General features: G+C 72.8%; 13 protein-coding genes. 4 read left to right on the plus strand and 9 right to left on the minus strand.

Going from position 1 to position 12331, the window contains the following annotated elements; genetic code table 11:
- Nucleotides 1-198: 198 nt before the first annotated feature.
- The 3 genes from ACFVQ3_RS02280 to ACFVQ3_RS02290 all read right to left on the minus strand — a co-directional run bounded on the left by ACFVQ3_RS02280 (nucleotide 199) and on the right by ACFVQ3_RS02290 (nucleotide 2225).
- Nucleotides 199-798, minus strand: coding sequence for a CE1759 family FMN reductase (locus ACFVQ3_RS02280; RefSeq protein WP_387634539.1), 600 nt, complete (start codon nucleotides 796-798; stop codon nucleotides 199-201).
- Nucleotides 795-1301 carry a MarR family winged helix-turn-helix transcriptional regulator gene (locus ACFVQ3_RS02285; RefSeq protein ID WP_387634542.1) on the minus strand — a complete coding sequence of 169 codons (507 nt, stop codon included), beginning with the start codon at nucleotides 1299-1301 and terminating at the stop codon, nucleotides 795-797. Before ACFVQ3_RS02285 ends, ACFVQ3_RS02280 begins: the two co-directional genes overlap by 4 nt.
- Before the next feature lie 162 nt (nucleotides 1302-1463).
- Nucleotides 1464-2225, minus strand: a complete 762-nt coding sequence (locus ACFVQ3_RS02290; RefSeq protein WP_387634545.1) for an isoprenyl transferase — start codon at nucleotides 2223-2225, stop codon at nucleotides 1464-1466.
- 380 nt (nucleotides 2226-2605) lie between these two features.
- On the opposite strand from ACFVQ3_RS02290, the gene ACFVQ3_RS02295 reads away from it, so the two are divergent.
- Entirely contained in the window at nucleotides 2606-3292 is a 687-nt protein-coding gene (locus ACFVQ3_RS02295) for a hemolysin III family protein (RefSeq protein WP_387634660.1), read from the plus strand.
- 70 nt (nucleotides 3293-3362) lie between these two features.
- Here the strand turns inward: ACFVQ3_RS02295 and ACFVQ3_RS02300 are convergent, their stop codons facing one another.
- From ACFVQ3_RS02300 to mca, 3 genes are read right to left on the minus strand one after another with little or no spacing between them, the layout of a single operon-like run.
- Nucleotides 3363-4247 carry a carbon-nitrogen hydrolase family protein gene (locus ACFVQ3_RS02300; protein ID WP_387634548.1) on the minus strand — a complete coding sequence of 295 codons (885 nt, stop codon included), beginning with the start codon at nucleotides 4245-4247 and terminating at the stop codon, nucleotides 3363-3365.
- A 1-nt stretch (nucleotide 4248) separates the two neighbouring features.
- Nucleotides 4249-4662 (minus strand): hypothetical protein, encoded by a 414-nt coding sequence (locus ACFVQ3_RS02305; RefSeq protein WP_387634551.1) that lies wholly within the window; start codon nucleotides 4660-4662, stop codon nucleotides 4249-4251.
- Nucleotides 4659-5600 carry a mycothiol conjugate amidase Mca gene (gene mca / locus ACFVQ3_RS02310; protein WP_387634554.1) on the minus strand — a complete coding sequence of 314 codons (942 nt, stop codon included), beginning with the start codon at nucleotides 5598-5600 and terminating at the stop codon, nucleotides 4659-4661. The genes ACFVQ3_RS02305 and mca overlap by 4 nt, the downstream gene beginning before the upstream one ends.
- A gap of 94 nt (nucleotides 5601-5694) precedes the next feature.
- Between mca and ACFVQ3_RS02315 the strand changes: the two genes are divergently transcribed.
- From ACFVQ3_RS02315 to ACFVQ3_RS02325, 3 genes are all read left to right on the plus strand, one after another.
- On the plus strand, nucleotides 5695-6186 hold the full coding sequence (locus ACFVQ3_RS02315) for a DUF4307 domain-containing protein (protein WP_387634556.1): 492 nt from the start codon (nucleotides 5695-5697) through the stop codon (nucleotides 6184-6186).
- 240 nt (nucleotides 6187-6426) lie between these two features.
- Entirely contained in the window at nucleotides 6427-6909 is a 483-nt protein-coding gene (gene greA / locus ACFVQ3_RS02320) for a transcription elongation factor GreA (protein WP_030150112.1), read from the plus strand.
- Nucleotides 6910-7271: 362 nt separating this feature from the next.
- Nucleotides 7272-8255 (plus strand): DUF559 domain-containing protein, encoded by a 984-nt coding sequence (locus ACFVQ3_RS02325; protein ID WP_387634559.1) that lies wholly within the window; start codon nucleotides 7272-7274, stop codon nucleotides 8253-8255.
- Nucleotides 8256-8494: 239 nt separating this feature from the next.
- Here the strand turns inward: ACFVQ3_RS02325 and ilvA are convergent, their stop codons facing one another.
- The 3 genes from ilvA to ACFVQ3_RS02340 form a co-directional block, all read right to left on the minus strand.
- Nucleotides 8495-9661 carry a threonine ammonia-lyase gene (ilvA, locus tag ACFVQ3_RS02330; RefSeq protein WP_387634662.1) on the minus strand — a complete coding sequence of 389 codons (1167 nt, stop codon included), beginning with the start codon at nucleotides 9659-9661 and terminating at the stop codon, nucleotides 8495-8497.
- 50 nt (nucleotides 9662-9711) lie between these two features.
- A complete protein-coding gene (locus tag ACFVQ3_RS02335) occupies nucleotides 9712-11004 on the minus strand; it encodes an AI-2E family transporter (protein ID WP_387634562.1) in 1293 nt (430 codons plus the stop codon).
- A gap of 83 nt (nucleotides 11005-11087) precedes the next feature.
- On the minus strand, nucleotides 11088-12320 hold the full coding sequence (locus ACFVQ3_RS02340; protein WP_387634564.1) for a cystathionine gamma-synthase: 1233 nt from the start codon (nucleotides 12318-12320) through the stop codon (nucleotides 11088-11090).
- Nucleotides 12321-12331 lie beyond the last annotated feature (11 nt).

The raw sequence follows: 12331 nt of genomic DNA on the forward strand, positions 1-12331 counted from the left end.
GCGAGGGGGTGAACGGCGAAGGACCGCGCGAGGGCGGATGGGGTAAATGTCCGCCCCGGCCGGCGCGTCGCGGGGAGACGCGCCGAGACAGAGCGCGTCGCGGTGAGACGCGCCGGAACAGAGCGCGTCGCGGGGAGACGCGCCGAGACAGGGCCCGGCGCGGGCGCGCCGCGTCAGGCCGGCGCTGGGGGCGCCCCCTCAGCCCGGCGCGGGCAGGTCCGCGAACCGCACGAGCTGTCCCACGGCCCGCTCGGCGCGCTCGTCCAGCCACGGCATGGGGAAGAGCTCGATCGTCCAGTCCTCCTTGGACGCGAACACGCCCGTGGGCACGATCAGGTCTCCCATGAACGCGAACAGGGGGCGCAGCGCCTGGTCGATCACGAGGGTGTGCCGGGCGGTGCCGCCCGTCGCGGCGAGCAGCACGGGCTTGTCGGCCATCGCGAGCGAGTCGACGAGGTCGAAGAAGGCCTTGAAGATCCCGGAGTAGGAGCCGCGGAACACGGGGCTCGCGACGATCAGCAGGTCGGCCTGCTCGACGGTCTTGAGCGCGAGCTCGAGCTCTTCGCTGCGCATGCCGATCACGGTCGCGGTCGCGACGTCCTGCGCGTGGTCGCGGACCTCGATCGTGCGGGCGTCGACCCGGGTCCCGGTGGCCGCGAGCCGCGCGACGGTCTTGTCGAGCAGGAGGTCGGTCAGGGCGCGCGTGGTCGAGGGGAAGCTGACCCCGCCGGTCACGGCGACGACGCTCAGCAGGCGGGGTGCGGCGGGCGTTCCTGCGTCCTGCGGGCCGACGCTCACGCCGCGCTCCCGTCGCGCGCGGGGATGTCGCCCTGGGCGCTGCGGAGCTTGTCGAGCAAGCCCTTGAGCGTCGCGAGCTCGACAGCGTCGAGCGCGCCACCCACGTAGGCGCCGATGGTGCGGACGTGCTTGCGCCCGATCTCCTTCTGCAGCCGCGCTCCCTCGGGGGTGAGGCGGACGATCGTGCCGCGTGCGTCGTCGGGCGCGGGGACGCGCTCGACGAGGCCGCGCTGCTCGAGGCGCTCGGCCATGCGGCTGAGCGAGGGCTGGCTGATGAGGACGTACTCGTTGAGGTCTCGCAGGCGGGTGCCGCCCTCGGGGCAGCCGGCGAGCGTGAAGAGCACGTCGTACTCGCGCATCGTCAGCTCTTCCCAGATGTCGTCGGCCTGGAAGCGGCGCATGAGGGCGACCTGGGTGCGGAAGAGCGACTCCCACGTCTCGGCGGCCTCGCGGGTGGTGGCGCGCTCGTGGACGGTGGGGGGTGCGGCGGTGCTGCTGGTCATGTGTCTCTCGATCCTGCGGGGTGCACCGGCCCGACGGCGGCGCTCGCCTCGTCGGCGCACAGCACCCGGGTAGATGCGTTCGTATGAACTCGAGCGGTACAACCGGCGGGGCGAGAGGTGTATTCCGGACGCCTCCGCCGACCCTCGGCGCAAGGGAGCGACCTACCTGCCGAGCCGCCGCTCGCGCTGCGAGTACGACCGCAGGGCACGCAGGTAGTCGACCCGGCGGAAGCTCGGCCAGTACGCCTCGCAGAAGTAGAACTCGGCGTGCGCGCTCTGCCACAGCAGGAACCCGCCCAGGCGTTGCTCGCCCGACGTGCGGATCACGAGCTCGGGGTCCGGCTGACCCTTGGTGTAGAGGTGCTCCTCGATGTGCTCGACGTCGAGGTTCTCGGCGAGCTCCTGGAGCGAGGCGCCGCTCGCTGCCTGCTCGCTCAGGTAGGAGCGCACGGCGTCGGCGATCTCGTGCCTGCCGCCGTACCCGATCGCGACGTTGACCTGGAGGCCGTCGACCCCGGCGGTCCGGTCCTCCGCGTCGCGCAGCGCCTTGGCGAGCCGCTCGGGCAGGAGGTCGAGCCGACCCATGACGCGCAGGCGCCAGCGACCGGTCTCGGCCAGGTCGCACACGGCGTCCTCGATGATGTCGAGCAGGGCGCTGAGCTCCTCGCGCGAGCGCGAGAGGTTGTCCGTGGAGAGCATCCAGAGCGTGACGACCTCGATCCCGAGGTCCTCGCTCCAGGTGAGGAACTCGGCGATCTTGTCGGCACCGCGACGGTGACCGGTGGCGGCCGTCTCGCCGAAGGACTTCGCCCAGCGCCGGTTCCCGTCGAGGATCACGCCGACGTGACGCGGCATCGCCTCGCGGGGCAGGGAGTTCGCGAGCCGTCGTTCGTACAGCCCGTAGAGCAGGTGGGGCATGCGCACGTGGGGTCCTTCGCGGTGTGTAATGGATGAGCGGCGACGGGGCCGGGCAGGGCCTGGGAGCGTCGCACGGACGACACGGCACCGAGGAGCGCTCGGGGGGCGTCGCTCGCCAAACGGTACCGGAGGCAACAGTCGATTTGTCCCGGGGTCCGGTCCGGGAGACGCCTTTGCGCAGGATCTTCACAGTCGCGCGCAGCAACCTACGGTCACGTAACTTACGATGGCGTAGGTTGTTCCTGAGCCACGCACGTCGACTCACGCGCAGTCCTCCGGGCCGGGGACACCTCGTCCCCACGCCCGACCGCCGAACGAGTAGGAGCACCTCCGTGGCACGACCCTCCGACAACCGCCCGACCTCGGGCGACGCCGTCGAGAACGCCCTGGACACGGCCGCAGACGCCGTGTCCACCGCGAGCGCGAAGGTCGCAGAGGCCATCAAGCCCCGGCTGCGTGGCTGGATCCACGCCGGCACGTTCCCCGTCGCCCTCGTCGCCAGCATCGTCCTCGTGATCCTCGCTCCCCCTGTCGCGGGCAAGGTGTCGTGCGCGATCTTCGGCCTGAGCGCGTGCTTGCTGTTCGGCACGAGCGCCGTCTACCACCGCGGCACCTGGTCACCGAAGGTCGCGGGGATCCTGCGCCGGGCCGACCACTCGAACATCTTCCTCATCATCGCCGGCACGTACACGCCGCTCGCGGTGCTGCTCCTGCCGCAGCAGACCGCGACGATCCTGCTGGTGATCGTGTGGGCCGGCGCCCTGCTGGGGCTCGCGGCGCGCATCATCTGGCTGGGCGCCCCGCGCTGGGTCTACGTGCCGATCTACGTCGCGCTCGGCTGGGTCGCGGTCGGGTACATGCCCCAGTTCTGGACGACGCCGTCCGGCCCCGCGATCGTCTGGCTCGTCGCGATCGGTGGCCTGGCGTACACGCTCGGCGCGGTGGTCTACGGGCTCAAGCGCCCCAACCCGAGCCCGCGCTGGTTCGGTTTCCACGAGATCTTCCACGTGCTGACGGTCGTGGGTTTCGGGTGCCACTACGCGGCGATCATGATCGCGGCGCTCAACGCCTGACCCCTCTGCCGTCCGCTGGGTGCGGAGTACCTGTCGCCGATCGCCTCGATCCGCGACAGGTGCTCCGCACTCAGCGTTCCTGCTGCTCCAGGGGTACGACGGCGTAACGACGGTTCGCGAGCGACGGGTTCGCCGCGCGCACCGCACCGAGGGCATCAGGGTCGACGTCTGCGGTCCGCAGACCCGCCCGCTCGTCGAGCTCGAGCCCGACCTGCCCGTCGGGACCGACGAGCAGCGACCTCCCGGTCACGCCCTTCCCTGCCTGCCCGACGGCGAGCACCACCGACGTGTTCTCGATCGCCCGGGCACGGGCCAGCGTGCGCCAGTGGTCGGCCTTGAGGTCGCCCGCAGCCCAGGCGGCGGGCACCACGAGGACGTCCGCACCGGCGTCGACCAACCGGCGCGCCGACTCGGGGAACCGCAGGTCGTAGCAGGTCATGACCCCGAACGTCAGGCCCCCCACGGTCATCGTGGTCGGGGCGGCGTCGGCAGGGCCCGGCACCAGCCGGTCCGACTCGCGATGCCCGAACGCGTCGTAGAGGTGCACCTTGCGGTACACCCCGACCACGTGCCCGCCCCCGTCGATCGCGACGACGGCGTTGACGGCACGGGTCGCGCCCGTGACCCTCTCCGCGGACGTGGCCGTGGCTGCGGGCGTGTCCGTGGCCGCAGGCGTGGCCGGGAGCGTCGTGCCCGCGATCACCGCGACCCCGGTCTCCGCGGCCCAGCGCTGGAGGGTCGTGACGAACGGGCCGTCGAGGGGCTCGGCGTGCTCGATCCCGACGCCGCGCGGGTCGAAGCCCGAGGCGTACTCGGGCAGGACCAGGAGGTCGGCCCCGAGCCGCTGCGCCTCCGCGAAGGCCGACCGCACCACGAGCAGGTTCGCCGCATGGTCGTTCGAGACCTCGACCTGGGCGATCGTGACCCGCACCGGACCACGCGACGAACCCGTCATGTCAGTCGCCGCCGCCACCGGAGTCGCCGCCCGAGCTGCCCGAGTCGCCCGAGCTGCTCGAGCTGCTCGAGCTGTCGCTCGGGCCGTCGTCCGGGCGCGAGCCGCCGGTGGCGGAGCCGCCGTCCGACGAGCCGCCCGTCCCGCCGCCGGAGCGGACCGACCGCTCGTCGTGCCGGACCTTGCGGAGCTGCTTGTTCATCGACAGGAACAGCGCGACGCACGCGAGCGCGACCGCGAAGATCGTGAGGAACCCCGGCAGGCCAGGAGACACGTCGGTCGGCTCGAGGCCCGGGCGCAGCTCACCACCCGTCGGAGCGGGGGACGGTGTCGTCTCGGCCGTCACGCCGGCGGCCCAACCGGGCCCTCCGGCGAGGTGGGACGACAGGTCGACCGCGAGCTGCGGCGTCGGGCTCATGCGGGGCCTTCCTCGGTGCGGATGCCGGCGAACAGGTCGTCCTCCGGAAGCGTGGTCGGGACGCGCGACTCGGCGAGCTCGAACTCCTCGATCGGCCACACCGCGACCTCGAGGTCGCGCGGGATCGCGAAGAAGAAGCCGTCGGGGTCGATCTGCGTCGCGTGCGCGATCAGCGCCGCGTCGCGCTGCGGGAAGTACGGGGCGACCTCGACGCGCGTCGTGACCTCGCGCTCGGGGATCTCGCGAGCCGCGCGCGACTCGACCCAGTCGCTGAACGGCGACTCGAGACCGGCGTCCACCACGGCCTCGTGGATCGTGCGGATGCGGTTCATCGAGAAGTCGTGGTTGTAGTACAGCTTGAGGGGCTCCCACGCGGGCGCACCGCCCTCGACCTGGTAGCGCTCCGGGTCGCCCGCGGCGTGGAACGCCTCGAACGCGACCTTGTGGCACATGATGTGGTCCGGGTGCGGGTAGCCGCCGCTCGGGTCGTACGTCGTGATGACGTGCGGGCGGAACTCGCGCACCAGCTCGACGAGCGGCGCCGCGGCCTCCTCGAGCGGGACGAGCGCGAAGCACCCCTCGGGCAGCGGAGGCAGCGGGTCGCCCTCCGGGAGGCCCGAGTCCACGAACCCCAGCCAGCGGTGGCTCACGCCGAGCGCCCTGGCCGCCGCCACCATCTCCGCGCGGCGCAGCTCGGCCATGCCCTCGGGGGTCGAGGGGACCTCGCCGAAGCTCGGGTTGAGCACGTCGCCGCGCTCGCCGCCCGTGCAGCTCACGACGAGGACCTCCACGCCTTCCGCGGCGTAGCGGGCCGACGTCGCGGCGCCCTTGCTCGACTCGTCGTCAGGGTGCGCGTGGACGGCCAGGAGGCGCAGCGGCGCGCCGTCGACCGTCCCGGGCGCCGATGCTGTCAGCGGGCGCGCCGTCGATTCGGTCACAGGTCCTCCAGGGGGTACTCCGGGGCGAAGAAGTTCAGAGACAATGATGTCTCATGAGCAGGTAGTCCACCCAACCCCTGGACCTCGATTCACCATGACGAACAGCACTCCCCCGTCGGGAACAACCCCGCAGGTCGGCCCCGACGCGCTCGACGAGCACGAGAACCCGATCGGGCTCGCACCGCAGACCCCGGGACCGCAGCCGCCCGCGGGGCGCTACGGCCCCGCGCCGACGCCCGCCCGTCGCCGCCTGGCGATCGCGGGCATCGTCGCCGCCGCGGTCGTCGGGGTCGGGATCACGATCTGGATCGGGCTCGGGCAGGCCTCGACCCCGGTGCGCTACGACGACTTCGGGTTCAAGGTCATCAGCTCCGAGCAGATCGACGTGACGTTCCAGGTCTCGATGGAGCCGGGCACCCAGGCCGAGTGCACGATCGACGCCCTCGCCGAGAGCTACGCCCAGGTCGGGACGGTCGACGTCGTCGTCGGACCGAGCGACCAGCTCGAGGGGCGCTACACCGTGAGCGTCGCGACGTCCGAGCTCGCCACGACCGGCATCGTCGAGAGCTGCCGCGCCCTGCCCTGACCGAGCACCTCGACGGGGGGACGGCGGTGTGATGCAGCGGACATTTGGTATCCTGAGGGATTCACGCTGCCCCAGAAGCATCAGGTCCAGCGAAACCCGCCACGCGGCGTCGGCGACCCGCCGACGTCACCACCCCGGGCAGGCAGCGGAGTCGCTCTCACCCGCACCCACTGCCTCACCCTGTGCGGTCGCGTCCACCGACGTCGACCGCAGGAACGCAAGGAAAGGAAGGAGCGAACCGTGACCGAGACCAGCGTCACCTGGCTGACCCAGGAGGCACACGACAGGCTTCAGGCCGAGTTGGCTCACCTGTCCGGTGCCGGCCGCACCGACATCGCCGAGCGCATCGCTGCCGCCCGCGACGAGGGTGACCTCAAGGAGAACGGCGGCTACCACGCCGCCCGCGAGGAGCAGGCCAAGAACGAGGCACGCATCCGCGAGCTGACCGCGAAGCTCCGCAACGTGCAGATCGGCACGCCGCCGGACGACGGCAAGGTCGAGCCCGGCATGGTCGTCACGGCCCTCGTGGCCGGCGAGGAGATGGCGTTCCTGCTCGGCTCGCGCGAGATCGCGGGCGGCACGGACATCCGCGTCTACTCCCCGACGTCCCCGCTCGGCGAGGCCATCAACGGCACCTCGATCGGCGACAAGGTCTCGTACGCCGCCCCCAACGGGAACCAGATCCAGGTGGAGATCCTCGCGGCCAAGCCGTTCGAGGCGTGACCCACCGCTGACGCACCGGGCCACCACCGGCGGTGGCCGCCCCGCACGGGGCACGCGCGTCACGACCATGCAGGCCCGGGAACCTCAGGGTTCCCGGGCCTGCGTGCGTCCGGGGTGCGACGGCCGGGGAGCCGCCCGCGCTGCGGGGTTGCCGCACCGCCGGGCCGCCGCACCCCGGACAGGCGCCATCGTCGCCCACCGGCGAGATGCGGCGTTCTGGGGTCCAGCCAACCGATCTACCCCAGTTGGCCGCATCTCGCCGGAGCCGCAGCAGGCGGCCCCAGCAGCCCCCTGGGCACCCGTCGTCCACAGGTGCCGCCATCGGGCCCCACGTGGGCGTGCGGACCTGCCACCCTCTCCTCGTGCCCACCACCCGTGTCCCGCTCCCGCCCACCCCGTTCCGTGTGGCCGACGCCCTCGCCGCGGGCTGCACGGCGGACCAGCTCCGCAGTCCGGCACTGCACACGCCGGTGCGTGGGGTCCGCATGGCGGCCGGGTCGACGGGCGACCTCGAGGCGGTCTGCCGGGCCGTCGCCCTGACCTTCCGACCGGGGGACACCTTCTCGCACCTCACGGCCGCCGCACTGCTGGGGCTGCCCCTGCCGAGCGGCCATCGACCGCTCGACAGGCTGCACGTCTCGAGCACCGCCGGGGTGCGCGCGCGGGAAGCGTCGCTGCTCGTCGGGCACTCCGGGGCGGTGGCCCGGCATGTGTTCCAGCATCGCCGGGTCCCTGTCACCATCCCGGCTCGTACCTGGTTGGACCTGGGGAACGCGACCGGTACCGGTGCGGGGGCGGTCCTGACCATGGAGGACCTCGTCGTCCTGACGGACGCGGTCCTCGGCCTGCGCCACCCGGCTACGCCTCGGCTCGAGCTGGAGCGTGCACTGGCATGGTTCGTCGGTGGAAGGGGGCGGGCGGCTCTGCGCACCGCGCTCGCCGCCTCCCGGGCGTTCGTCGACTCGCCCATGGAGACCCGGGTCCGGCTCCTGCTGGTCGCGGCCGGGTTCCCCTGCCCGGTGGTCGGCGCCGACCTGTTCGCGGAGGACCAGTGGGTCGCACGACCGGACCTGTGCTGGCCCCAGGCCCGCATCGCGATCGAGTACGACGGCGCCCACCACTACTCGTCCCAGCATCAGATGCGCAGCGACGTCGCTCGGCGGGAGAACTTGGAGCGCCTGGGCTGGCGGGTGATCGTGATCTACTCCCAGGACGTGCTCACGGCCTGGGACGCGACCTGCGGGCGGCTGCTCACCGCGTTCGGGGACCAGGGCGTGGACCCGGGCTCGGTCGCGCACGCCTCCGACGCCTCGGTGCGCCCCCGCATCGTCGTGGCTCGGCGGTGACGGCCCGACGGCGGCGCGCGCCTCGGGCGTCGACGTCGCCAGGTCAGGGGGCCGGAGATCGACGAGGTGCGGCCAACGGGGGTCGAGACGGCGCCCGGACCCCACCTGGCCGCATCTCGGCGTCGCCGCACGTCGCAGCGCCGCACGTCACGCCGGCGCCGCGCTGGTCGGACGTCGCGCTCGCCACCCGTCGCGGTCGGCGCACATCGCGCTACCCACCTCCGCGGCGAGCAGCAGCCCTAGCCCGTCAGGACCCGGTACCCCGCGCCCCGCAGCTGAGCGACGAGCGCCTCGCAGTGCTCCTGCCCCTTGGTCTCGACCTGGAGGCGCACCCACGCCTCGCCGATCGCGAGGTGCACGTCGGTGCGGTCGTGGTCGATGTGCATGATCGAGCCGCCGACCCCTGCGATCACGTCGAGCATCTGCGCGAGCGCCCCGGGCCGGTCGTCGAGCAGGACCTGCATCTGCATGTACCGGCCCGCAGCCGCGAGCCCGTGCCGCAGCACGCGCAGCAGCACCAGAGGGTCGATGTTCCCCCCGGACAGGATCACCACGACCGGGCCCTCCCACCCGGTCGGGTCGGCGAGCAGCGCCGCGACGCCGGCGGCCCCGGCCGGCTCGACGACGAGCTTGGCCCGCTCGGTGATCATCAGCAACGCCCTCGACAGCTCGTCCTCGGTCACGGTGCGCACCTCGGCGCCCAGGGTGGACACGATCGAGAACGGCACCGGGCCCGGGGTGCCCACCGCGATGCCGTCGGCCATGGTCGAGCGGGCGAGCGACGTCGTCGGGACGCCTGCGGCGAGCGAGCCCGGGTACGCCGCCGCGCGCGCCGCCTGGACCCCCACGACCTTGACGTGCGGCGCGACCTCGGCCATGGCCGCCGCGACCCCCGCGACCAGGCCTCCGCCGCCGAGCGGCATGACGACCGTGCGGACGTCGGGCACCTGCTCGAGGATCTCGAGCGCGATCGTGCCCTGGCCCGCGACGACGTCGGGGTGGTCGAACGGGTGGATGAACACCGCCCCCGTGCGCTCGGCCTCGGCCTTCGCGGCAGCGAGCGTCTCGTCGACGTCGACGCCGACCAGGCGCACCTCGGCCCCGTACTCCCGGGTCGCGGCGACCTTGGGCAGCGCGGCGTCGACCGGCATGTAGACGACCGCCTGGATCCCGAGCAGCCCCGCCGCGAACGCGACACCCTGGGCGTGGTTCCCGGCGCTCGCCGCGACGACGCCGCGCGCCTTCTCCTCGGCCGAGAGCCGGGCCATACGGATGTACGCACCGCGGATCTTGAACGACCCGGCGCGCTGGAGGTTCTCGCACTTGAGCGCCACGGGCACGCCCGTGACCTGGCTGATCGCGCGGCTCGTCTGGACGGGGGTCCGGTACGCGACGCCGTCGAGCATGCGGGCGGCGTCGCGGATGCTGTCGAGCGTCACGGCGGGCTGAGGGAGGGTCACGCGTCCCCGCCCGTGCTCGCCCCGCTGCCCGACGACGCCGCTCCCCCGCGGCGCGTCGCCCTGCGTCCGGTGGTGCGCGCCGAGGCGGGCACCTTCTCGTCGTCGGCGAGGTCCTCCTCGGCGCGCCGGACCATGACCGGGAGCGCGGGCTTGCCACGTATCACGAGCGTGTCGTCGGTGCCGAGGTCGGGGAACTTGTCGTGCCCGTTGAAGTACAGGACCACGGTGTTGATCAGGGCGGCGAGCGGCACCGCGAACAGGGCGCCCACGATCCCGGCGGCGAACCCGCCGGCCGCGACCACGAGCAGCACCGCGACGGGGTGCAGCGAGACCGCGTGCCCCATGAGGAACGGCTGGAGCGCGTGGCTCTCGATCTGCTGGACGGCGAGCACGATGCCCAGCATGATGAGCGCCGCGACCCACCCGTTCGCGACCAGGACGACCAGCACGGCGACGGCACCCGTGACGACGGCACCCACGATCGGGATGAACGACCCCACGAACACCAGGATGCCGAGGGGCAGCGCGAGCGACGGCACGAAGAACGCCGCACCGACACCGATACCGACCGCGTCGACGAGCGCCACGAGGATCTGGGTCCGCGTGTAGGCGGACAGCGTGACGATGCCGCGACGCCCCGCCTGGTGGATCGTGTCCCGCGACCGCGCCGGGAACAGGCCCACGCACCAGGACCAGATCGTCCGGCCGTCGAGCAGGAAGAAGAACGTGCAGAACAGCGCGATCACGGCGCCGGCGGCCACGTGGCCGACGGTCGTCGCCGCCCCCAGCGCACCGGACACGATGCTGTCCTGGCTCGAGCTGATGAACTTCTCGAGCTCCTTGAGGTAGCCGTTGACCTGCTCCACACCGATCCCGAACGGCCCCGCCTGCAGCCAGTCCATGAACTCGTTGAAGCCGTCGATGGCCTTCTCGCGGAGCTCCGAGATCCCGCTGACGATCGTGCTGCCCGCGACCGTGATGAGCCCACCCACGACCAGGAGCATCCCCAGCAGCGCCGAGATCGAGGCCAGCCCGCGGGAGAAGCGCAGACGGTTCTCGAGGAACCGGCGCACCGGCGTGAGCAGGACCGTGAGGAGCAGCGCGATCGCGACCGGGACCACGATCACCTTGAAGAGCGCCGTGACGTACAGGCTCGCCGTGACGAGCGCGCCGATCAGGAGCAGGCGCCACGACCAGGCCGCGGCGGTCTGGATCGAGGGCGGGACGGCGTCAGCTCCCTGCGGCCTGTCGTAGCGTGCCTTGGCGTTCGCCGCGGGCGTCGGTTCCACCGCAGTGGCGACCGCTCCCGCGGGGGCGGGCGACGTCGTCGGGCCCTGTGCCTTCTGGGCGCGGCCCCTGCGGGACGCCGCGCTCACGCGAGAGCCCGGGTGAGGTCCGCGATCAGGTCCGCCGCGTCCTCGATGCCGACCGACAGCCGCACGAGGTCGTCAGGGACCTCGAGAGCCGACCCCGCGACCGACGCGTGCGTCATGCGCCCCGGGTGCTCGATCAACGACTCCACCCCACCGAGCGACTCCGCGAGCGTGAACACCTGGGTGCGCGCGCAGACTGCGAGCGCCTTCTCCTCGCTCCCCGCACGGAAGGACACCATGCCGCCGAAGCCGCGCATCTGCCGCTTCGCGAGCTCGTGCCCGGGGTGCGACGCGAGGCCGGGGTAGACGACCTCGGACACCGCGGGGTGCGACGCGAGGAACTCCGCGACCGCGGCCGCGTTGGCCGAGTGCCGGTCCATGCGCACCGCGAGCGTCTTGAGACCGCGCAGCGTGAGCCACGCGTCGAACGGCCCCGCGACCGCGCCCGACGAGTTCTGGTGGAACCCGACCGCGTCGGCCAGGCCACGCGTCCCCGCAGGCGAGACGAGGTCGCCCGGGAGCTCGGCGCCGTCGGCCACGACGAGCGCACCCCCGACGACGTCGCTGTGCCCACCGATGTACTTCGTCGTCGAGTGCACGACGACGTCGGCGCCCAGGCCGATCGGCTGCTGCAGGTAGGGCGTCGCGAACGTGTTGTCGACCACGAGGGTCGCACCGTGCTCGTGCGCGATCTCCGCGAGCGCGGCGATGTCGCTGATGCCGAGCAGCGGGTTGGTCGGGGTCTCGACCCACAGGACCCGCGTGCGGCCCGGCTGGACCGCGGCCCGCACGGCGTCCAGGTCCGTCAGGTCCACGGCCGTGTGCTCGATGCCCCACGGGCCGAACACCCGTGCGACGAGCCGGTACGTGCCGCCGTACGCGTCGTCGGGCACCAGGACGTGGTCGCCCGGGCGCAGCGTCGCACGCAGCAGCGTGTCCTCCGCCGCGAGGCCCGACGCGAACGCGAAGCCGCGCGCCTGCTCGGCTCCCGCAGGCGTCTCGACGGCGCCGAGCGCCTCCTCGAGCGCCGTCCGGGTCGGGTTCGCGGACCGGGAGTACTCGTACCCCCCGCGCAGACCGCCGACGCCGTCCTGCTTGTAGGTGGAGACCTGGTAGATCGGGGGCACGACGGCCCCCGTCGTCGCGTCCGGGTCCTGTCCCGCGTGGATGGCGCGGGTCGCGAAGCCGGTGCTCGACCAGTCGGGGTGGGAGGGAGTGCTCGCGCTGCTCATCCTGTGAGCCT

The organism is Oerskovia sp. NPDC057915, from assembly GCF_042887685.1.
GTDB lineage: Bacteria > Actinomycetota > Actinomycetes > Actinomycetales > Cellulomonadaceae > Oerskovia.

Coding starts and splice junctions, on each gene's coding strand:
- ilvA (WP_387634662.1), bottom strand. CDS start 9,661: ATGCTCGACGGCGTCGCGTACCGGACCCCCGTCCAGACGAGCCGCGCG.
- ACFVQ3_RS02340 (WP_387634564.1), bottom strand. CDS start 12,320: ATGAGCAGCGCGAGCACTCCCTCCCACCCCGACTGGTCGAGCACCGGC.
- ACFVQ3_RS02305 (WP_387634551.1), bottom strand. CDS start 4,662: ATGAGCCCGACGCCGCAGCTCGCGGTCGACCTGTCGTCCCACCTCGCC.
- ACFVQ3_RS02300 (WP_387634548.1), bottom strand. CDS start 4,247: ATGACGGGTTCGTCGCGTGGTCCGGTGCGGGTCACGATCGCCCAGGTC.
- ACFVQ3_RS02285 (WP_387634542.1), bottom strand. CDS start 1,301: ATGACCAGCAGCACCGCCGCACCCCCCACCGTCCACGAGCGCGCCACC.
- ACFVQ3_RS02315 (WP_387634556.1), top strand. CDS start 5,695: ATGACGAACAGCACTCCCCCGTCGGGAACAACCCCGCAGGTCGGCCCC.